The sequence below is a fragment of the Shewanella chilikensis genome (assembly GCF_002836945.1).
Taxonomy (GTDB): domain Bacteria; phylum Pseudomonadota; class Gammaproteobacteria; order Enterobacterales; family Shewanellaceae; genus Shewanella; species Shewanella chilikensis.
This window is the reverse complement of sequence record NZ_NIJM01000058.1, coordinates 1-20,348: the sequence shown is the minus strand read 5'-3', so window position 1 is coordinate 20,348 and position 20,348 is coordinate 1. Positions and strand designations below refer to the sequence as shown.

The following is a 20,348-nucleotide window of genomic DNA, read 5'->3' as shown; positions in this document are numbered from 1 at the left end:
TTTGTCACACTCATGCGGCCGCAACGGCCGCATGATAATACCATTCCAACTTGGAGAGACTGACTATGGGATATTCAATCAAAGACTTGGTATATAACGGTGAAACTCATGGGGTACACAACTGGTCGACCCTGGAAGGCAGCCAGTTTTACTGGCATCCGGATTGGCTGCATATCGCCGAGGATTTAACCGGCCACAAAGCCACAGCCCATATTCAAACCAAAGCTGCCAAGGCCAGCCATGAAGAGGCTAAGGCCACCATAGTCCAACACCTCAACGACAAAAAGTAATCTCTAAAATAACCTAGATAAGTCTCCCTCGCGGAGGCTTATCTATTCTTGGGCTAGTGCCCGGACGCTATAGCCTTGCGGGCAAGATTATCCACCCATGCTGGAGCGATAAGGCGAACAAAACGTCCCAGACGACCACGCCAGGAGGTGATCAACATTCGCCCCCGCCCGGCTATGACCGGCAACATCATCTGTACGCATTCTTCAGCAGTCATAATCTTGCTTTCTGCCATGGGAGAAGTTCCGAGTGGCTTACCCTCACCATCCAGCGCCCGCCGATGGATCTCGGAGACCACAAAGTCAGGGCAGATCACTGTCACTGCAATACCATCCTCGGCCAATTCGATTCGCAGAGAATCAAAGAACCCCACTACTGCATGTTTGGAAGCGGCATAACCACTGCGGGTTGGCACCCCGGTCAAACCGGCCACGGAAGCCACCACTACCACTTGTCCTTGAGAAGCCTTCAAATGCGGCAGCGCCGCATGGGTCAGCCAGGCAGGTCCCAAATAATTGACCCGCATCAGCTGTTCGAGAATATCCAGTTGCTTGAGTTCATCGAAGCGGCTCCACATGGTCATGCCGGCATTATTAATCAATATATCCAGCCGACCAAAACGCTCGATTACCGTGGCTATCAAGGCTTCACAGTCCTGTTGTCGCCCGACATCACCACAGACTACCAGCGACGCACCGCCGACCGACTCAACCTCCATCGCCAGGGTACGCAACCTGTGTTCATTGCGGGCACTGAGCACCAGCTGCCCGCCGAGTGGTGCCAAAGCCAGCGTCAACGCCCGTCCAATACCTTCCGAGGCACCGGTAATCACTATGACCTTATTAGCGAGTCCTTCCATCTACAATCCATTGTCAGTCGAAGTTATCAGGCTAAGCTCGCATACTCCTGTTGCAAGTGCAATCCCTGCAACTGCTGCTCATGAGCCTTCTGCCACTGATAAAATTGCTCCAGAGGTTTGGGGCGCCCTATGGCGTAACCCTGAGCATAATCAACCCCTATCTCCAACAGCTTGTCCACAATTTCCTGGTTTTCGACAAACTCGGCGACAGTTTCTATCCCCATGACCCGGCACACATCATGAATGGATTTAACTATCGCATAGTCTTTGGCATTGCTGGCCAAATGACGGACGAAACAACCATCTATCTTGACATAATCCACTGGCAGTTCCCGCAAGTAACCGTAAGAAGCAAAGCCACTGCCAAAATCATCCAGCGCGAAGGCAAATCCCAAGCGGCGCAATTGGTTGAGCATTTCCATCGCCCGGGTTCGGTTCTGGATAGCACTGGTTTCTGTAATCTCAAAGCAGACACAGGAGCTGGGAATACCATAACGCCCCTGCATCTCGGCGATATAGTCCAGCATGCCCTCGCTCCCCAGACTGTTTCCGGAAAGATTGATGGAAACACAAAGCTCAGACCAGAGCTGTGAATGCTCGGAAAGCCACAGAAAGGCTTTACGGATAACTTCCCTATCGACTTCCGGCATCAACTTAAAGCGCTCTGCCGCCGCAATAAACTGTGCCGGTGGCAAGATACGGCCACTGTTGTCGCGGATCCGCAGCAAGATTTCCAACCTTTGACGGCGACAACAGCCATTGAGCCCTTGAATTGGTTGAAAATAAAGTAATAGCTCTTTGTCTTCTATGGCTCTGGCAATACGCACAGCCCACTTGGGGGCATTGCGCTCATTAGCCAGCTCTTTGTTGCGATCATCAAAGAAGTGAATTTGATTACTGCCCTTGCGCTTGGCCGCCAAACAAGCGATATCGGCATCCTTGAGCAGTTCGGCCGGGGCCATGCAAGGGCCTCGATGGAAGGCCACACCACTGCTGACACCCACCCGGTAATGAGCACCGCCGCAAGGCAATACCTGCAAGCAAACTTGCTTCACCAACTTCTTCAAAAGCTTGGCGACTTCAAGAGCACTGCGATTACGGACAGCCAAGCCAAACTCATCACCGCCGAGTCTGGCCAACATTTCGTCGCCCTGCAAGCAAGATTCTATAGCTCTGGCAACCATCACCAACATCTGATCGCCGGCGTCATGGCCACAGTTATCATTGATAAGTTTGAACTGCTCCAAATCCAAATAGCAAAGCGCCAGAGTGTCGGCTCCTTCGGCATAGCCCGGCAAGCGTTCCTCAAAGGCGCTACGATTATAAAGCCCGGTAATACCATCGACACTGGCTTTCAACCTGAGTTGCTGTTTGAGAGTTTCTTCTTGGGTAATATCCCGCAGAACTGTCACCGCACCTATCACTTTGCCTTTGTGGTTACAGAGATTGCTCACCGCCCGCTCCATAATCCTCGGCTGCTGCATCTGCAGGGTGACCTTACTGTACTCGGGCTGTCGGTTACCACTGGACATAAAGGCGAGCAACTCCTCGTCCAGTTGATCGTCACTCTTGAGCAGAGAATCCAGCGTCCGCCCCAATGCCTGTTGGCTACGTAGACCCAATAGGGATTCCGCCTGCGGATTAAGGTAGATAACCTTGGCCTTATTGTTGGTGAGGATTACCGCTTCGGCTATGGATTCAAGGGTAATACGGGAACGTTCATTTTGCTGAAATATCCGCAGCAACAGGTTGTTGATCCTGTCCGCCAACACCTTGAATTCAGCGCCGCCGTAACCACTAACATGGGTATAGCGTCTGGCGCTGGGATCTATCTCCTTCAGCTCTGTCATCAAACGGTCGAAAGGTTTCAGCAAGCCGCGTCGTAACCACAAATAACCGATGGCGACCATCAGCATGCCGCCGAGCAACAGCAGCATCACCACAAGTAAACTCTGCCACTCCAGACGTTCAAAGGCATCGCTCTGTTGTCTGATCTGTAATACAAAAGGCTCGCCCAACAGTGTCGGTACCGGAACTTGACTGAAAAGCTTAAGATGCTGCCCTGTACTCACAGGCTGTCGCAGCGGAACCAAGGCCACTGATTGGATAAGATCGGCCTGCCCAAGATTCTGCAAATGCACAGGTGTCAGCAAACGAGTGACGATCAAAGCCTCGCCATCATCGAAGCGATAGAAGCCGATCTGCAGCGGTTGGCCATTGACTACAGCAGCGCCAAAAGCTTCTTTATCCAAAGCAGCAAACATATCGGCAGGAGGAATTTTTTGCTCAAGCACTCGGGTCTTGCCGTTGGCCAGCGCCGTTACCTTGCCCTGATGTAGATGAAACAGACTGATATTGGATGACTGTAACCCCTCAACCCAACCGGCTAACAATGAATCTGACGGCATTTCGAGAATCGGGACATAGAGACGCGCCAGCTGCAGCAGACGCCGGGACTCTCGGGTAAACTGTTGTTCAATACCGACATACTCATGTTCCAGCGTTTGCTGCCGGAACTGACCCAGACTGTATTCAAACCAAAAATTCAAACAGTAGGCGACCACAAGCAGGGCCGGAATACAGAACCCCAGAATGAACACGCCTATTTTTTTGCCAATGTGCATCTTAAACCACGGCTGATTGTGATCGGATATCAAGAGTGCCGAACTCCGCCAGGCAACATACCTCATTTAATGGCCGGTTAAAACTCTTGACTGGCATCATCGCCAGTTTGCCGCCCTTTGCCCGCGACAAACTGCACCAGCTTGCCTTGACTCTTACAGGCTTGTGTTGATTTGGCGCAGGAAAAAAGGGATAGATACGTGCTTTGGAGCACAATTTGTCAAATTGAAAATATCATTGGTGAGGAGCTAAATCTGTATTCCAGGTAATTCTGCGTGGGCTCCTGTCCACCGCAGAACCAGGTTATTCTTCCCCCCTAAGACACTGCCACTCAGTCGCATTAATTGCATCCAAGGGTGCAAGCCCGACAATATGCTATTGCTTTAACAGCAAAAAGGCCCGCAATGCGAGCCTTTTTGCTGAACGAATACTAACTTACTTGTGATACTGGGCAGACAGCTCATGTACCGACTTAACGAAGGCACCGGCATGCTCAGGATCCACGTGCTGGTGGATACCATGGCCCAAGTTGAATACATGACCTGTACCTTGACCATAGCTGGCCAGGATCTGCGCCACTTCTTCATGAATACGCTCAGGTGATGCATACAGAGTCGAAGGATCCATATTGCCCTGCAGGGCAACCTTGTCACCGACACGCTTACGGGCATCGCCTATGTCTATGGTCCAATCCAGCCCCAGGGCATCACACCCTGTCTCGGCCATGGCTTCAAGCCACAGACCACCGCCCTTGGTAAATAGGGTCACAGGAACCTGACGACCTTCGGCATGACGGTTCAAACCATCGATGATCTTCTGCATATAACGCAGAGAGAATTCACGATAGGCCGCATGAGACAGCGCCCCACCCCAAGAGTCAAAGATCATCACTGCTTGTGCACCGTTGGCGATCTGGGCGTTCAGATAAAGGGTCACTGAGTCGGCCAGCTTGTCCAGTAACATGTGCAGTGCTGCAGGCTCGGCATACATCATCCGCTTGATCTTTTCGAAGGCCTTGCTGGAGCCGCCTTCAACCATGTAGGTAGCCAGTGTCCAAGGTGAACCAGAGAAACCTATCAGCGGTACTTCGCCCTTGAGTTCGCGGCGAATGGTGCTAACAGCTTTCATCACATAACCGAGCTCATCTTCCGGATCCGGAATAGCCAGTTTCTTGATGGCTTCAATGGTATCGGTTGGGCGCTCAAAGCGAGGACCCTCACCTGCTTCAAAATACAGGCCCAAACCCATGGCATCAGGCACAGTCAAAATATCGGAAAACAGGATTGCCGCATCCAATTCAAAACGACGCAGCGGCTGCAAGGTAACTTCACAAGCCAGTTCGGCATTACGGCACAGCGCCATAAAGTCACCGGCTTCGGCGCGGGTAGCGCGATATTCTGGCAGATAGCGGCCAGCCTGGCGCATCATCCAAACTGGTGTAACATCAACAGGTTGCTTGAGCAGCGCACGTAAATAACGATCGTTTTTTAATTCTGCCATTGGGCTTATTCCTACTCCGATTGAGATCTGCTGGTTCGCTAGTTTAGCATTTGCGGCTGCATTGTAACCTGTGTCTGAGTATTTATGTGACCAGAGGCATGGATAAATACCATTCCAGAGAAGAGTTTGACCCCATCCAAGCTTTATTGGGCCACTACAATGGACAAATTCATGACCGAATTGACAATAGATACTGACGATTCGATCACCACAGACTTAATGCGCCGCGAAACCCGGCGACACCATTGCGCCAGCTCACATTTTTACAACAAAAGTATAAAAATCCAGGCGTCAGCCAAACGTCTTATGACAGAAAAAAGTTGCACAGGTTCCCACCCTTTGGTATAAAAAGTCTGCGCTAGCAAGAACAATCAAGAAGCTCGTCACATCGAGCCCGTTAAAACTTTCCTCGCCCAGCTGTAGTTTCTACCGCTGGGCTTTTTATTTTCCGATCCACATCCGGATACACAATTTAACATTTGAGTTGTTTTTGTATACAAAACAACTGGTTTGTCCATGAGTAAAAAAACCGTTTACACGTCGAAAAGAGTTGATCACTGGTTAACTTGTCACCTAAATTAGGTACAGGTGCGGCGATAAGGATGAGAAGATCATGCTGAAACAACTTGAACAGGCCGAGCAAAAATGGGGCGGAGCCAATGCTCTGGTAGATCAATGGTTGAATAACCGCAGGAAGTTACTGGTTTATTACTGCAAATTAGCCGGACTGGCCCCCTATGAAAACCGTGACAAGTCCCTGCCCTGCGTCGATCAGGTTCGCGGCTTCTGTAATCTGTTGGTGGATTACGTTTCAGAAGGTCATTTCGAAGTCTTCAATAGGGTCGTCGACGCCTGTGACGAACAAGGACAATCGCACAAAGCACTGGCACAGCAATTACTGCCCAAGATTGTCGAGACTACAGATCAAGCCTTGGACTTCAGTGATAAATATTCCGAGCTGGAAAGCGACGATCTACTCTATCAGCTGGATAAAGATCTCGCCGAATTAGTGCACGCTCTGGAGACCCGCTTCCAGTTGGAAGATAGAATGTTGGAAGTGCTGCACAATAAAAAAGCAGCGCCGACACTCAACTAATACCGTAACGAGTCTGCCGGCTATTGTCGTACCTAATGCCTTATTACGGCCGTTTTCAGACTTCAAAGCCGGCTCTATGTAATTAGATGAATATTTGATCGCAATAACGGGGTTCGAGCAGAGAAACACTCGCTCCTTTCTTTTTATCTGGCAAAGTGAAATCGTCGCCCTCTCTCGCATTTGGTTAAATTTACAGCTCAAGTGTTATCAGGAGCATCCATTAACCAAAGCAAGCGGCACCTGATTCGCCTCCAACCTCCTCAGCACCTAACAGTTAAATGCCTTGCCTTGTTGTGGAAACAGCGCTCATCAAAATGATCAACTTGGTAAAAGGAATTAAACTAGGACACTGGTATTCTTTGTTGCCAAGAAGTTATAATCCGGCGCGGATAACACGGAAAAGTAATACCTTACAATCCAATAAAGGACGGATTAATGCGTAAATTGACCCTAGCCTCACTGGCTTGCACCGGCGCTCTGCTGGCAGGCTGTAGTTCAACCCCGCAACCCATCATAGCCCAGGAAAAAACCGTCGAAGTGAAAGGCCAAACGCTGAAGCTCGGCGGACGCTACTTTTCCGACAAGAAGAAACTGGAACTGACTGTCAACGGTGACCCCATAATGCGTGGCACCTTCCCACCTTATACTCCAACCCAAAATCTGGGTGGTCGTTATCAAGAGATGGAAATCGATGGCAAGTGCTACTTTGGGTCTGTACTCGGCAGTCAAGGCGGCGCCTTTGGTATTATTGCCAGCGCGGTACAATCCTCAAAATCCAGCAATGGTGACAAATGTGAGATTCTGGTTGACGGTAAAACAGTCGAAAACCTCTATTTCTAACACTCCCCCCAACTAGATGTGTCCGTGTTATCCCGCATCACATCTGTGAAATTAACTGAAACAGGGCCTAAGTCAAAAAGTCCCATGCCCCTGTTTCACTGGCTAATTTCATCATATTTCATGTAAAAACTTGTGAAATCTCCAACTTGTTCTGCTTTGGATCACAGATAGCTGTCAGCTATTTCCTATAATCCTTCCGCCCTTTCCCAAGGGGCATAGCCTTTACATAAGCAATTAGAAAATAAGAACATTCTCACGTAAAAAGGAACGCATTGCCATGACAGCAACCAGCTATCAGCCGGGAGAGATCCGCGGACTGATCCAGATAGATGCGCTCAAATGCAAAGGGTGTGACGCCTGCAAACAGTTCTGTCCCACCCATGCTATTGAGGGCGCATCCGGTGCCCCACATAAGATTGATGAAGAGCGTTGCCTGAGCTGCGGCCAGTGTTTGATCAACTGTCCGTTCGGTGCCATTCATGAAACCCAGAGTGCCTTGGATACAGTATTAACCAAGCTCCAGGACCCCAACACTGAAGTGGTCGGTATTCTGGCTCCGGCGGTACGGGTTGCCATAGGTGAAGCCTTCAATCTGCCCAAGGGGCAACTGCTGACCAATAAACTCTATGGCGCCATGCACCAAGCGGGATTTAAAATTTTCGACTGTAACTTCGCCGCTGACCTGACCATTATGGAGGAAGGCTCTGAGTTCATCCACAGGCTGCATGCCAATGTGCGCCAGGAGCCAGATGCCGGTAAGCTGCCGCAGTTTACCTCCTGCTGCCCAGGCTGGGTTCGCTTCCTGGAAACCGAATACCCCAGCCTGCTGCCACACCTTTCCACTGCCAAGTCACCGCAGCAAATGGCCGGGACTGTAGCCAAGACCTATGGCGCCAAAGTTTATGAAATGGCTCCGGAAAAAATCTTCACAGTGGCAGTTATGCCTTGCACCTCGAAAAAACTCGAAGCATCACGTCCAGAGTTCAAATCAGCCTGGCGCTTCCATCAGCAACACGGCAGCGATGCCGCACCTTACGCCGATGTGGATGCTGTGCTGACTACCCGCGAGATGGCCGAGCTACTCAAGCGCCTCGATATCCATCTGCCGGATGTGGCCGAATATAAGGGTGATAGCCTGTTTTCCCAATACACAGGGGCCGGCACCATTTTCGGTAACACTGGCGGCGTGATGGAAGCCGCAGTGCGTACCGCTCACAAGGTGCTCACTGGTGAAGAACTGGCCAAGCTGGAACTGACACCTGTGCGCGGTCTGGAAGGCGTCAAGGAGGCCGAACTCACCATTCATGACCAACAGCTCAAACAAGATGTGCAGCTGAAAGTCGCCGTAGTACACGACATGGGCCGCAATATCCGCCCCTTGCTGGAGCAGGTGATGGCCGGCACGTCCCCCTACCATTTTATCGAAGTGATGAACTGCGCCGGTGGTTGCGTCAACGGTGGCGGTCAACCTATCAACGGCTCAGGCACATCCTGGGTTGCCCAACTGTAAGGAGTTGCTCATGACAGACAAGTATCAATTTACCGAAGATGGTTTTCTGTTGTCTCGGCGCCGTTTCATGGCTGTAGGTGCTGCGATTCTGGCGCTACTGGCCCTGCCTGTGGGCTGGCTCGGCAACCGTATCGCCAAGCGCAACGAATACATCAAGGCGCGTGCTGATGCCCTCTATATGGATGATGCCATTGCCAAATACCGTGTCAGCCATGCCAACCCGGCCATTGCCAGCTATTACAGCGAATTTGGCGGTGAGCCGCTGGGGCATCTGTCGCACGAGTTGCTGCATACCCATTTTGTCGATCGCACTAAACTGAAATCCTAAGGAGTCGGCTATGCATCAGGACAATCGTCCCATTCTCAAGCACCCGCTGAATGTTCGGGTGTTCCACTACATCTTGCTGCTGAGCTTCCTACCACTGGCGGCTACCGGGCTGTTGTTGTTCTTTAAACCCTTGAGCGACAGCGCCATGGGGCTAACCTATGACATTCATATTGTTGCCGGTGTCATCATGGCGCTAGATGCGGTGGCCTTCACCCTGATGGCATTCGACCGTGTCGTACTGTTCACAAACAGAGTATTCACCTTCGGTGGCAACGATGTAGGCTGGTTCAAGGTACTCGGTGGCTACCCACAGAAGTTTTTGCTGGGTAAGAAGGTCGCCGTGCCTCCTATGCGCAAGTACAACTCTGGACAGAAACTGTTCGGAGTGTGCGTTCTACTCGGCGGTACTGCACTGATCATCACAGGCCTGGCGTTGTGGTTGCTCCCTTACGCCATTCCCCGCGATACCGCCTGGTTGCTGGGGATGATCCACCTGGGTTGTGGCCTGCTGCTGACAGCATTTTTGCCCGTGCATCTGTTCCTGGCGGTTTACCGCTTCGACGATTTCAAGGCGATGATGCTGCACGGCAAGGTGCCCTACCATGACGCCGCCGAATACACGCCACTATGGGTGCAGGAGGAGGTCGTTCCGGTCTCTAGCAAACACGCCGAGTGATCCGTTCCTTCGTTAAATTCCAAGGAGTGCAGTTTGACTGCGCTCCTTTTTTCACAGGAGAGCCACAGATGTCAGGCCCTTTGATATCAGACCCGCTTGTATCGGGCCATACCGAGACGATTCAAGTCAAAGACTATAACCCCGCCGTGAATTTTATTGATGATGACGCCATCTGGGCCTTGCTCAATAACAATCAGCAACCCAGCCCGGACACAGTACGCCAGGTGCTGGAAAAAGCCCGCCGTTTGCAGGGGCTGACGCTTGAGGAAGTAGCGGTTTTACTGCAAAACCAGGACGCCACTGTAGACGAAGAGCTGTTTGCCGTTGCCCGTGGCATCAAAGATGCCATCTATGGCAATCGCATTGTACTGTTCGCTCCGCTGTATGTTTCCAACTACTGCGCCAACGCCTGCAGCTATTGCGGCTTCAGCGCCGACAACCATGACTTGCCACGCAAGACCCTGAGCGAGCAGGAGCTGATCGCCGAGGTGGAAACCCTGGAAGATATGGGCCACAAAAGGATCCTGGCGGTCTACGGTGAACACCCGCGCAATAACGCCCGCGCCATAGTCGACTCCATCAAGACCATGTATAGCGTGCGCAAAGGCAAAGGTGGTGAGATCCGCCGCATCAATGTCAACTGCGCCCCCATGGACACAGAAGACTTCAAGCTGCTGAAGACGGCCGCCATAGGCACCTATCAGTGTTTTCAGGAAAGCTACCACAGAACGACCTACGAACAGGTACACCTCAAGGGCCGCAAGAAAGACTTCCTCTATCGCCTCTACGCCATGCACAGAGCCATGGAAGCCGGTATCGACGATGTGGGCATTGGCGTGCTGTTCGGCCTCTATGACCACAAATTCGAGCTGCTGGCCATGCTCACCCATGTACAGCAACTGGAGCAGGATTGCGGCATAGGCCCGCATACCATCTCCTTCCCACGGATTGAGCCCGCCGATGGCTCCAGTTTTTCGGAGCGGCCACCCTATGCGGTCGATGACGCCACCTTTAAGCGCCTGGTGGCCATTACCCGCCTGGCAGTGCCCTACACTGGGCTGATTATGAGCACCCGCGAAAGTGCCGAACTCAGACGTGAACTCCTGAGCCTAGGGGTTTCACAGATCAGTGCCGGCTCTCGGACCACCCCAGGTGGCTACAACCAGGAAGACGATGCGGCCCAATTCAGCCTGGGCGATCACCGCAGCATGGATGAAGTGGTATTGGATCTGGTCAAGCATAGCCATTCCATCCCCTCATTCTGCACCGGCTGTTACCGCAAGGGCCGCACCGGCGATCACTTTATCGGTCTGGCCAAGCAGCAGTTTATCGGCAAGTTCTGCCAACCCAATGCCTTGATCACCTTCAAGGAATACCTCAACGACTACGCCAGTGAGCAGACCCGTGAAGCCGGCGAAGCCTTGATAGCCGCCGAGCTGGATAAACTCAGCCCCGCCAGAAGACGTAATATCGAGGCTTGCCTCACGCGCACCGATGCGGGCGAGAGGGATATCTATCTGTGAAAGGCAAGACTCTGGTACTGGCACCCGGCTGCCGTCTCTATGCCGGGCTGCCAAAACAACAACTGAAATCGGCACTGAGCCGCGCCCGGCGAGTGGCCCTGCATGCCGGCCACTATGCCAATTTCAGTGAAGGAGCGATAGATCAGCTGTTGCGGCAAAGGCTGCAAAGCCGCCAGCTGTCGCAGCTGTTGATAGTGACACAAGAGTTACAAAGCGAAGCCGGGCTGGCTTTTGGCAAAATGTTGCGTCCTGAGTCCACCGAGGCGGAAATCCTCGAGGAATACCGGGTGTCTCAACATTGGAGCAAGCAACTCGCCGCCTCCTGGCCCGAGCAGGTGACAGCGGTCAGCAGTAAGCTGGCCGCCAGCGCGCCGCTGTTATTGCTCGACGATCAACTGTTTGTCGGCCACTATGCCCATAGTCCACATCTGGCGCCTTTGGGATTGTGGCTCAAGTTGGACAGCCGCGAGCTGGGGCTGCCACCGGCGGGCTTATGGCAAAGGATGCAAGGCCGCACCAAGGTCGCTGCCACGCCCTGGCAACAGGCCTTGTATCGCTACGCCGATGAGCTGGCACAAGTGCTAAAACAAGCGGGAGTCCAAGTATGAAGCCGGCAGAGACTCTCGGGAAATTGGAAATCAAGGCGTTATTGGCAGGAGAGGCCGATGACTGGCTGTTTGCCCGTGCCGATGCGGTCAAGCGCCAGTACTTTGGCAAGGAGATCTGGCTCAGAGGCATAGTGGAGTTTTCCAGTTATTGCCGCTGCGACTGTCACTACTGTGGCCTGAGAGCCGCCAATCGCGACATTGAGCGTTACCGGCTCAGCCATCAGGAAATCATCGACTCGGCCCTCAAAGTAGATAAAGCCGGCATCGGCACCCTGGTGCTGCAATCCGGGGAAGACAGCCGCTTTCGCCAGGATGGCATAAGCCGCATCCTCAGCACTATCAAACAGCAAAGCCAGTTGGCCATCACGCTATCTTTGGGTGAACGCAGCCACAGTGAACTGGCGCTCTGGCGCGAAGCCGGCGCCGATCGCTATCTGTTGAAACTGGAAACCCTGGATGCCGAGCTCTATAGCCGCCTGCGTCCGGGAAGAGTGCTGGACAAACGCCTAAAGCTACTGGAAACCCTCAAGAGCCTGGGATATGAGACCGGCAGTGGCATTATCTGTGGCCTGCCGGGCAGCAAGAGCGATGCCCTGGCTGACGCCCTGTTGGCGCTCTCAGCCATGGAACTGGAGATGTTGGCGGTCGGTCCCTTCGTCAGTCATCCACAAACCCCGCTGGCAAACACGGCCAACGGCAATGTGCTCGAGTGCCAGCGAGCCTGCGCCATACTCAGATTACTTAACCCCGGCGCCAACATACCGGCCACCAGCGCCCTGGATGCCCTGCAAAGCGGCGCTAGACTCGACTCCCTGAGTCGCGGCTGCAATGTGCTTATGCCCTCGTTCACGCCACAGAAAGACTGCAGTAAATACCTTATTTACCCCGGCAAGAATGCCTCCGGCTGCCCACTGGAACAGCGTCTCGCCGATATCAAACTCAGCCTCAAAGCCCGCGGCTTGCATTGCTCTGCGGACAGAGGCAACGCCAGGAGACAAATTAATGTGTAATTCGGCCCCCAATGCAGCCCCCCGCGGAGTCAGACTGCACATAGTATTGTGTGGTCGTCGCAACGCCGGGAAGTCCTCCCTGCTCAATTACTTATCCAACCAACAGAGTGCCATAGTCTCTGAGACCAAGGGCACCACCACAGATGCGGTGCGCAAGCCCTTTGAGCTGCATCCGGTCGGCCCGGCTACCCTGATAGATACCGCCGGGCTGGACGATACCGGCGCCCTGGGGCTTCAGCGAATTACCGCCAGTCGCCGGGCGTTGCAACAGGCCGATATCGCCGTCTATGTGCTGGATGAACTGGGGTTAGATGAGTTTGACCGCGACTGGCTGTTACTGCTGCAAAGCTGGCAGCTGCCAATCCTGGTGGTAGCGAACAAGCAAGATCTGGCGCCGTTGCCCACGGAGCATCAGCACTGGCTCAAGGGCCAAGGCATCAAGTTCTTATGCCTGTCGACCCAAGAGGCAAAACACCGGGACAACTTGGTCGAGCAGCTGGTTCAACTGGTACCGGCGGATTTTCGCCGCGATCCCGTGCTGGCCGCCGACTGTTACCGCACCGGAGAGCAGCTACTGCTGGTCGCCCCGATAGATTCAGCCGCCCCCAAGGGCAGATTGATTTTGCCCCAGGTGCAGGTTCTCAGAGAAGCGCTGGATAACGGTGCCATCGCCAGCATCTGCCGTGAGTCTGAGCTGGCCTCAGCCTTGGCCGCCATGCCCACGCCACCGGCACTGGTAGTGACCGATGCCCAGGCGGTGAGACAAGTGGCCGCTCAGGTACCCGACAGTATTCCGCTGACCACCTTCTCCACCCTGTTTGCCCGGGCCAAGGGCGATCTAACGGCGCAGCTGCAAGGCGCCAAAATGCTCGAAAAGCTCGAGGATGGCGATCGGGTATTGATCGCCGAGGCCTGTAGCCATGAGGTGCAGGATGAAGATATAGGTAGAGTGAAGATCCCGGCGGCCATTGGCAAATTGACCGGCAAGCAGTTGCAGTTCAGCGTCTGTGCCGGCCATGACTTTCCGGCCGATTTGGAACGCTACAAACTGGTAGTCCATTGTGGCGCCTGTATGTTGGGTCGGGCAGAGATGCAGCGGCGCATTCTCGAATGTCGCCGCCGCGGCGTTGCCATCACCAACTACGGGCTGGTACTAGCCAAGGCCAGTGGGGTGCTGGAGCGGGTCAGCGCGCCGCTGCTGGTAGCTGACGCCGACGCCAACTAACGCCCCAAACCGCCAGAGGGAAGAACAGCAACAATAGCCCCCACAGCTGCAACCATTTGGGGGCTATGGCTGCCCACTCGGCTCCCATCTGGTTCAGCTGCAGCATTCCCATAATCGCCGGCACCGCCGGGATCACCTGCGACAGCCACACCAAGGGCTCAGGGATCAGCGCCAAGGGCCAGACAAAGCCGCTGACAAACAGAATAGGCATAGAAACCAAGAGTATCACCTGGGTCGGCAACTCGCGCCGCACAAACAGGCAGCTGAGCGCTACCCCGGCGCTGGCCGTGGTCAGCAAAAAAGGCAACATCAGCAACAACACCTGCCCCAGACTCGCCTGCAGACTCACCTGATAGGCGTAGTAACACCAGCCAATATAGAGCGCACTGAACAGGCAATAGAGCAAACTGAAGGCCAACACCCGAGCACTGACCAGCATCAAGGGGCTGACCCGGTTCCAATAGCCCGGCCGATGCCATTGCCCGGCGCCGAGTATGCCTGCGCCTATCAGTAAGGTCTGGTGCAAAATCAGCAGAAACAAGCCTGGTACCACATAAGGGGTATAACCCAAACCTTTATTAAACGCGGGCACGGCATTGAGTTTAATCGGTGCCAGGCTCTGGGCAGCGGCCTCCGGGCTCTGGCCCGAAGCCAATAGTCCCTTGAGCTGGATCTGCTTGCCGGCATCCATACCGGCACTCACTAAACCTTCTACCACGGCGGAATAGATCAGGAAGTAACTGGCATCACCGCCGAAGCTCAAGGTCGCGCCCCGTCCCAGCAACAGATCGCGGCGAAAATCAAACGGGATCACCAATAAACCATGGGCGCGGCCATCGGTGACCCAGGCTTTGGCTTCGTCGATGGAGCCGACCCGGCCGACAACCTGAATACGGGCACTGGCATCGGCGTGACGGATAAGCCGCCGTGACAGCGAAGAGTTATCGTGATCCACCACCACCAACTGCTGCTCCGTGGGCACCTGATGCAGATAAGGCAAGGGATAGAGCACGGCATAGAAGAGCACGCCGCCAAACAGGGTCAAAGAGATCGCCTTGTCACGCACCAAGGCGCGTAAATCCAGCCAGATCAACTGCCATAACGAGAGGGACTTGGCTGTCATAACGTCTCCTCAAGCGGCAACTGCGACTGCAGCACCCTGGCATAACGACGGGCAAAGAACCAACTGGGGATCAACAGCAGCAGAAAGCCGAGATAACCCAGCGCCTGAGGCAGCAAGCTGGCCGGCCCGGCGCCATAGCTCACCAAAGCAACATGAGACTCTATATAGTGGCTTGATGGCATCAACAGACGCCACCACTGCGCCAGCAGCGGCATTTCTCCGGTCGGGAAGGTAATGCCCATAAAGGCAAAGGCGGGTGCAAACAACGCGGTGCAAAAGCTGATCACCCTGGCGCAGTCGGCCAGCATAAAAAAAATCCCCTGCACCCAGAGCCAAACGCCCATCAACATCAAGAGTTGCATCGGCAGCAGCCACAGGAGTTGCCCGGCAATCGGCAGCCCCAGCAGCTGATACAGCAACACCAAAATAAAGCCGCCGTGCAGCAGCATAAAGGCGCCGTTGACCACAAATTTACTCAAAAGCACTGAGGGCATCCCCAGGCGGAAGCATTCGCCCAGAGTATCCTGACGCAGCTCACGGTTGAGACTGCCGGCAAAGGCCAGCATGGCAAATAACTGCCACAAAGCGATCAGCACAGGCGGCACCAGGAAGCCGACATAGTTGTTATTGCGGTTAAACAGCGCCGTAGTTTGGGTGCTTACAGGGCTGAGACGCACCTCAACCTGGGACGGGTTGACACCGGCCGCCAGCTGCTTGAGCCTGGCCACCTGCTGCAAACCATCGGCCAGGGTCAGTTGCAACTGACTGGCCAGCAGTTTGCCCACCAGCAAAAACTGGCCGTTGTAGCGCAGGTCTATGGTGGGAGTGTGCCCGGTCAGCAGTTCCTGCTTCAAACCATAGGGCAAGATGACCAAGGCATAGACCTCGCCGCGGCGCATCGCCTCGACCGCCTCGTCCAGCGCCAGATAGCGCCTGGGGGCGGTGACAGGATTAGCCTCAAGATGACGCCCCAGCTCACGACTGAGGCTGGAGTTGTCCTGATCCACCAGCGCCACCGGCAACTGCCTGGGCAACCCGGCGGAGAACAACCACCAAAGACAGAGCACACCGATAAGCGGCAGATAGCTTATCAGTGCCAGCTGCCAGGGATCGCGCCAGACAGCCTGCCACTCTCGCCGAAGCAACTTCTTCATAATCAAGACTTTTCAAGTAATACTGACATGCCCACCCGCAGATCGGCTACCGGCTCCAGCGGCCTAAGCTCCACTTCAAAGGTACGCATATCAAAGTCGTGGCCACTCTCGGTCGCCCGCCAGGTGGCGAAGTCGCCCAGCACACTGATGTGGCTAACTTCAAACTCGACACTACGTTGCAGCGCCGGCAGTGTCAGGGTCATACGCTCGCCCTTCTTGAACTGCTTGAGCTGATCCTCACGCACCTGAAACACGGCCCAGGCATCTGTCATATCCACCAAACTGACCACAGGGAAGCCACTGGGTGCCAGCTCGCCCACCTGTAACAGCACCTCGGTGATTTCACCGCCCTTGGGCGCGCGCATCTGGCTGTCGGCGAGTATGGCACTGACCTCTTTCACCGCACCTTCGGCCATCCGGGCATTACCGGCTGCGGCGGCCTTGGTTTCTTCCCGGGCGCCCTCTTCGGTCATTTGATACATGGCATAGGCGGCCTGCTCGGTATACTTGGCGGCCTGATATTGGGTAAAGGCTTCATCACGCTTTTGCCGGGCAAGTACGCCATCGCGGAACAGGTTTTCTACCCGGTCGAAAGTGGTCTTGGCCAACTCACTGGCGGCCTTGGCCTTGAGCCACTGCTCGCGGGAGGCGGCCACCTGCTGCTTACGGGCACCGCTGTCGGCTTCCTGCTGCATCGCCTTGGCGGCATCGCGGCCACCCTCGGCCTGCATCAGCTTGGCATTGAGCTCGGGGCTGTCGATAGCAAACAGCAGATCCCCTTCACTGACACTGTCTCCGCGGCGCACCAACACCTGCTCTACCCGGCCCGGCACCTTGGAAGACACATTGTATTCCCTGGCCTCTATCTGCCCCTGCAACAGCTGTGGCTTGGGGGAGTAAGCCAGGATCAGCCCATATACCAGCGCCGCCACTATGGTTACCAGGGCCACTATGGCCACCAAAGGATTAACCCGCATCCTGTATCTCCTGCTTGTCACTGCGTCCGATAAATTCATCCAACTGGCCACTGACCGCCATCAAGCGGGCATAGGCCTGAACATAACGATATTGAGCCGCCAACTGCTTGGTGCGTACCGCACTGAGCTTGAGCTCGGCGTCCACTCTGTCGATGGAGGTAGACAGCCCTTGATTGAAAGCCAGTTCCCGCAGCTTGAGGTTTTCCTCTGCCAGCGCCAGAGAACTGTTCAAGGCATTGACCTCCTCTTCGGCCTGCAGCAGTTGGCGATAGCTCTGATCCACCAACAGGCTGAGATCCTGACGGGTTTGTGCCTTGGTGTATCTGGCCTGCAGCAGGGCGCTCTTGGCCGCCTGCACCTTGCCACTGCGACCATCACGGGACAGCAGCGGCACCTTGACCCCGACGCCTACCATCCAGTCGGGTTCGACCTTGGAAAACAGGCTGTCGTCCTCATAGAGGGTGTAGTTACCGTAGAGGAAAACCGTGGGGAAGTATTTTCCCTTTTCCATATCGACCAGGCCCTGAGCCTGGGTCTCTTTCGCCTCCAACAAGCGCAAGGCTGGATGCTGCTTCAGCGTCAGCTCGGTCAATTGCGGCAATGAAGGGGAGCTTGGCGCCATAAACAGCGGCGACTTGGTGGCGATATCAGTCTGGTGCAGCAGGCGAGACAGGGCTATCAGCGCCATCTCATGGCGACGTTTGGCACTGCCGAGGTCGACCTTGGCCTGATCCAGTGCCACCTGGGCATTGAGGCGCTCGACTCTGGCGATCTGCCCCTGTTGTTCCAGTTTTTCAGCGTGGCTGTAATGCTTTTCCAGCGATGCCACCAGCTGAGCCTGGGTTTGCACCAAAGCCTGGGTCACAGTGACGGCATAGTATCTGTCTACCAGTGTGGTAAACAGCTCACGCCGCGCCAACTCCAGTTGCTGCTTCTTCTCAGCGACCTGAGCCGCCTGAATGCCTTGAGCAGCAGAGATCTGGCCACCGGTATAAATAGGCCACATCGCCTGTAAGCTGGCTCGGAACACATCCTGCTCGGTGAAAGGAGTCACAAACAGCGAGCCAGGCAAAGAGCCAATAATGCCACCTATGGCCGGCGGCAGAGTGGCGGGATCCATAGAGGCGAGTGGATTGAGATCGCGCAGATCCAGCTCTATCGGTTTTTCCAGCCTGGTATAGCTGCCGTTGATGTTGAGCGATGGCAGATTAAGGTGGCGCCCGGCCTCTTGCTGCGCCTCGGCGCGGCTGACTTCCTGGCCTTCGGCCGCCAGCTTGTCGCTCACCTCCAGCAACTGTTGCCAGGCCGAGGCAAAACTATAGTCTGCGGCAAACGCAGGCTGAGCCGCCAGCGGCCACAACAGCAACCAGGCAAATTTGGTCAATTTCATCTACACCCCTAGAGTAAAAACTCTAATTCCTGAGCAAAAAGGATATCATCCTCGCTTGTCGGCCACCAGTTAACCTTGCTGCGCAGCGGCGCAAGACAGCCAAAGCCTGGCGAAACAATTGTTAAAAACTAGACAAGCTACTGGATCCTAGTCTTTTTTAAGCTGTATTGAAACTAAGGAAGGTGCGAACCTGCACCGAGGAATAGACACACATCCTAAACTCACGAATTTAGAATTACAGAATTGCACTGCACTTGGGCGTTGCCGAGAGCCTGTTGGCGCAAATTAAAGTGGCCAGCGGCGAGTGTGCTTATGGACGTGAGCCAAGGATGGTGAGCAGACCTTATCCGTGGATGAATTTGGATGCCAGCACCAAATGGTAGTGATTATTCATGACCGCATAAGCGCAAACGTCGATGCAGAATATTGACGACAACTGCCTGATTTTATCCACTATCCAGCCACGTCTATGCTCGTAACTGCGCCCCGACAGTGCATCTTCACCACACAAAAATGCCCTTCTAACGCAACGGTTAATCACGTGGTAAAAGGGCGTACTTTCAGCATCTATCAACTGGCGACGGGCAGTGGTCATAACCAACCTCGACTGAGCTTTGATCGGTATTTCAAATACCTAGTCTAGGCTGCAAAAAGATATGGCTGTCCTATCTTTTCGGCGTCCTATCTTTTCGCTATCTTTTCGATGGGCAGAGAACAGAACCTACTAACGGTTCTTCCACAACCTCACACTCTAGCGTTCCATTTACGGAGAGCTTAAGAGGGTTCAAAGGTGTACAACATTCATTTTCAGGCGTTATGGAGTTTTCGACTTGGTACTTAAAAATGTTGTCGCTATCTTGCGTATAAGTAAACTCACATCCCGAAAATTCACCATTATTGCTATCGTCAAGAACCATACAATAGCGTGTAACTACCTGAAATCTGTCTTCAAGCTCGGTAAAAGTTTGAGAGACAATTGCAACATGCCCCTCGTAGCATTCGAATATGGTCTCTATAAATTCACGTTCGTTCAAAAAAGAACCACTCATATTTATTGGTCGAAAATAAATATAGGGGCGGCAAAGGACACTATTATTGTAGCGAAAGACAACGCTAAGCTCGTCTTCCCCTATGTATTCGTAATCATTTTTATTCAAAGTTATATGCTGCGTAAAGTACGCTAATTTGAGCATTGTATCTTTCACTATCTAATACCTTTACTTAGAGCTAACAACGGCTTCAGGAGAATTTTCACATAACGCCCTGTTCTAAGGAATCCCCAGATAATTCCCTTTTTATTCAATTCAGTCACAATATACAGGGCATCCTAAACACTTTCCGAGCCGCAAGGAAGCACGCTGCTGGGTATCAGTCTCTGATAAATAACGACAGTTTTTTGGAAATGAGACTCTCTGAGACGCTCACTTTCGAAGATTTATGCAGAATTGCAGTTGCCAGGCATGCTTTCGGCAGGCTTAAGCCTGTTTCTGTAAAATCACCAAGGGTTTAGGGTTAATGGGGATGTATTGCTTAGCTTTGTTGCTTACCCCGGCACCATTTACCACCATATTTGGCCTTCATCGCACACATGGCATCCCATCGGCCACTCATGCCACTGT

General features: G+C 53.8%; 18 protein-coding genes and 1 pseudogene. 10 read left to right on the top strand and 9 right to left on the bottom strand.

Going from position 1 to position 20,348, the window contains the following annotated elements; all coding sequences use genetic code 11:
- Positions 1 to 65: 65 nt before the first annotated feature.
- Positions 66 to 290, top strand: coding sequence for a hypothetical protein (locus CX651_RS17030; protein WP_101057102.1), 225 nt, complete (start codon positions 66 to 68; stop codon positions 288 to 290).
- Between the two features lie 53 nt (positions 291 to 343).
- On the opposite strand, the gene CX651_RS17025 is transcribed toward CX651_RS17030, so the two are convergent.
- The 3 genes from CX651_RS17025 to hemE form a co-directional block, all read right to left on the bottom strand.
- On the bottom strand, positions 344 to 1,147 hold the full coding sequence (locus CX651_RS17025; protein ID WP_101057100.1) for an SDR family oxidoreductase: 804 nt from the start codon (positions 1,145 to 1,147) through the stop codon (positions 344 to 346).
- A 26-nt stretch (positions 1,148 to 1,173) separates the two neighbouring features.
- Positions 1,174 to 3,771 (bottom strand): putative bifunctional diguanylate cyclase/phosphodiesterase, encoded by a 2,598-nt coding sequence (locus CX651_RS17020; protein WP_101057114.1) that lies wholly within the window; start codon positions 3,769 to 3,771, stop codon positions 1,174 to 1,176.
- A 433-nt stretch (positions 3,772 to 4,204) separates the two neighbouring features.
- A complete protein-coding gene (hemE, locus tag CX651_RS17015; protein WP_101057098.1) occupies positions 4,205 to 5,269 on the bottom strand; it encodes a uroporphyrinogen decarboxylase in 1,065 nt (354 codons plus the stop codon).
- A gap of 613 nt (positions 5,270 to 5,882) precedes the next feature.
- Between hemE and rsd the strand changes: the two genes are divergently transcribed.
- The 9 genes from rsd (at position 5,883) to hydF (ending at position 14,085) form a co-directional block, all read left to right on the top strand.
- Positions 5,883 to 6,365 carry a sigma D regulator gene (rsd, locus tag CX651_RS17010; RefSeq protein WP_101057096.1) on the top strand — a complete coding sequence of 161 codons (483 nt, stop codon included), beginning with the start codon at positions 5,883 to 5,885 and terminating at the stop codon, positions 6,363 to 6,365.
- 435 nt (positions 6,366 to 6,800) lie between these two features.
- Positions 6,801 to 7,205, top strand: coding sequence for a putative periplasmic lipoprotein (locus CX651_RS17005; RefSeq protein WP_101057094.1), 405 nt, complete (start codon positions 6,801 to 6,803; stop codon positions 7,203 to 7,205).
- Between the two features lie 277 nt (positions 7,206 to 7,482).
- Positions 7,483 to 8,715 carry a [FeFe] hydrogenase, group A gene (locus CX651_RS17000; protein WP_101057092.1) on the top strand — a complete coding sequence of 411 codons (1,233 nt, stop codon included), beginning with the start codon at positions 7,483 to 7,485 and terminating at the stop codon, positions 8,713 to 8,715.
- Between the two features lie 10 nt (positions 8,716 to 8,725).
- Positions 8,726 to 9,043 (top strand): iron hydrogenase small subunit, encoded by a 318-nt coding sequence (locus CX651_RS16995; protein WP_101057090.1) that lies wholly within the window; start codon positions 8,726 to 8,728, stop codon positions 9,041 to 9,043.
- A 10-nt stretch (positions 9,044 to 9,053) separates the two neighbouring features.
- Complete coding sequence (locus tag CX651_RS16990; protein ID WP_101057088.1) at positions 9,054 to 9,719, top strand: cytochrome b/b6 domain-containing protein; 666 nt, start codon at positions 9,054 to 9,056, stop codon at positions 9,717 to 9,719.
- A gap of 68 nt (positions 9,720 to 9,787) precedes the next feature.
- On the top strand, positions 9,788 to 11,242 hold the full coding sequence (hydG, locus tag CX651_RS16985; protein WP_101057086.1) for a [FeFe] hydrogenase H-cluster radical SAM maturase HydG: 1,455 nt from the start codon (positions 9,788 to 9,790) through the stop codon (positions 11,240 to 11,242).
- Positions 11,239 to 11,850, top strand: a complete 612-nt coding sequence (locus CX651_RS16980) for a hypothetical protein (protein ID WP_101057084.1) — start codon at positions 11,239 to 11,241, stop codon at positions 11,848 to 11,850. Before hydG ends, CX651_RS16980 begins: the two co-directional genes overlap by 4 nt.
- Entirely contained in the window at positions 11,847 to 12,860 is a 1,014-nt protein-coding gene (gene hydE, locus CX651_RS16975; RefSeq protein WP_101057081.1) for a [FeFe] hydrogenase H-cluster radical SAM maturase HydE, read from the top strand. Before CX651_RS16980 ends, hydE begins: the two co-directional genes overlap by 4 nt.
- Positions 12,853 to 14,085 (top strand): [FeFe] hydrogenase H-cluster maturation GTPase HydF, encoded by a 1,233-nt coding sequence (gene hydF, locus CX651_RS16970; RefSeq protein ID WP_101057079.1) that lies wholly within the window; start codon positions 12,853 to 12,855, stop codon positions 14,083 to 14,085. Before hydE ends, hydF begins: the two co-directional genes overlap by 8 nt.
- Here the strand turns inward: hydF and CX651_RS16965 are convergent.
- The 6 genes and pseudogenes from CX651_RS16965 to CX651_RS16940 all read right to left on the bottom strand — a co-directional run bounded on the left by CX651_RS16965 (position 14,045) and on the right by CX651_RS16940 (position 19,934).
- A complete protein-coding gene (locus CX651_RS16965; RefSeq protein WP_101057077.1) occupies positions 14,045 to 15,208 on the bottom strand; it encodes an ABC transporter permease in 1,164 nt (387 codons plus the stop codon). The two genes, hydF and CX651_RS16965, sit on opposite strands and share 41 nt — an antisense overlap.
- On the bottom strand, positions 15,205 to 16,362 hold the full coding sequence (locus CX651_RS16960) for an ABC transporter permease (RefSeq protein ID WP_101057075.1): 1,158 nt from the start codon (positions 16,360 to 16,362) through the stop codon (positions 15,205 to 15,207). Before CX651_RS16960 ends, CX651_RS16965 begins: the two co-directional genes overlap by 4 nt.
- 2 nt (positions 16,363 to 16,364) lie before the next feature.
- On the bottom strand, positions 16,365 to 17,339 hold the full coding sequence (locus CX651_RS16955) for an HlyD family secretion protein (protein ID WP_028781331.1): 975 nt from the start codon (positions 17,337 to 17,339) through the stop codon (positions 16,365 to 16,367).
- Positions 17,329 to 18,729: a TolC family protein gene (locus CX651_RS16950; RefSeq protein WP_101057073.1), complete on the bottom strand. Its 1,401-nt coding sequence runs from the start codon at positions 18,727 to 18,729 to the stop codon at positions 17,329 to 17,331. The genes CX651_RS16955 and CX651_RS16950 overlap by 11 nt, the downstream gene beginning before the upstream one ends.
- A 367-nt stretch (positions 18,730 to 19,096) precedes the next feature.
- Positions 19,097 to 19,324, bottom strand: a pseudogene (locus CX651_RS16945) (alpha-amylase family glycosyl hydrolase); the annotation flags it as partial.
- A 97-nt stretch (positions 19,325 to 19,421) separates the two neighbouring features.
- On the bottom strand, positions 19,422 to 19,934 hold the full coding sequence (locus CX651_RS16940) for a hypothetical protein (protein ID WP_198552062.1): 513 nt from the start codon (positions 19,932 to 19,934) through the stop codon (positions 19,422 to 19,424).
- Between the last annotated feature and the right edge of the window lie 414 nt (positions 19,935 to 20,348).

Coding starts and splice junctions, on each gene's coding strand:
- rsd (WP_101057096.1), top strand. CDS start 5,883: ATGCTGAAACAACTTGAACAGGCCGAGCAAAAATGGGGCGGAGCCAAT.
- CX651_RS17005 (WP_101057094.1), top strand. CDS start 6,801: ATGCGTAAATTGACCCTAGCCTCACTGGCTTGCACCGGCGCTCTGCTG.
- CX651_RS17025 (WP_101057100.1), bottom strand. CDS start 1,147: ATGGAAGGACTCGCTAATAAGGTCATAGTGATTACCGGTGCCTCGGAA.
- CX651_RS16995 (WP_101057090.1), top strand. CDS start 8,726: ATGACAGACAAGTATCAATTTACCGAAGATGGTTTTCTGTTGTCTCGG.
- CX651_RS16960 (WP_101057075.1), bottom strand. CDS start 16,362: ATGAAGAAGTTGCTTCGGCGAGAGTGGCAGGCTGTCTGGCGCGATCCC.
- CX651_RS16965 (WP_101057077.1), bottom strand. CDS start 15,208: ATGACAGCCAAGTCCCTCTCGTTATGGCAGTTGATCTGGCTGGATTTA.
- hydF (WP_101057079.1), top strand. CDS start 12,853: ATGTGTAATTCGGCCCCCAATGCAGCCCCCCGCGGAGTCAGACTGCAC.
- CX651_RS16990 (WP_101057088.1), top strand. CDS start 9,054: ATGCATCAGGACAATCGTCCCATTCTCAAGCACCCGCTGAATGTTCGG.
- CX651_RS16955 (WP_028781331.1), bottom strand. CDS start 17,339: ATGCGGGTTAATCCTTTGGTGGCCATAGTGGCCCTGGTAACCATAGTG.
- hydE (WP_101057081.1), top strand. CDS start 11,847: ATGAAGCCGGCAGAGACTCTCGGGAAATTGGAAATCAAGGCGTTATTG.
- CX651_RS17000 (WP_101057092.1), top strand. CDS start 7,483: ATGACAGCAACCAGCTATCAGCCGGGAGAGATCCGCGGACTGATCCAG.
- CX651_RS17030 (WP_101057102.1), top strand. CDS start 66: ATGGGATATTCAATCAAAGACTTGGTATATAACGGTGAAACTCATGGG.
- hemE (WP_101057098.1), bottom strand. CDS start 5,269: ATGGCAGAATTAAAAAACGATCGTTATTTACGTGCGCTGCTCAAGCAA.
- CX651_RS16950 (WP_101057073.1), bottom strand. CDS start 18,729: ATGAAATTGACCAAATTTGCCTGGTTGCTGTTGTGGCCGCTGGCGGCT.
- CX651_RS17020 (WP_101057114.1), bottom strand. CDS start 3,771: ATGCACATTGGCAAAAAAATAGGCGTGTTCATTCTGGGGTTCTGTATT.
- hydG (WP_101057086.1), top strand. CDS start 9,788: ATGTCAGGCCCTTTGATATCAGACCCGCTTGTATCGGGCCATACCGAG.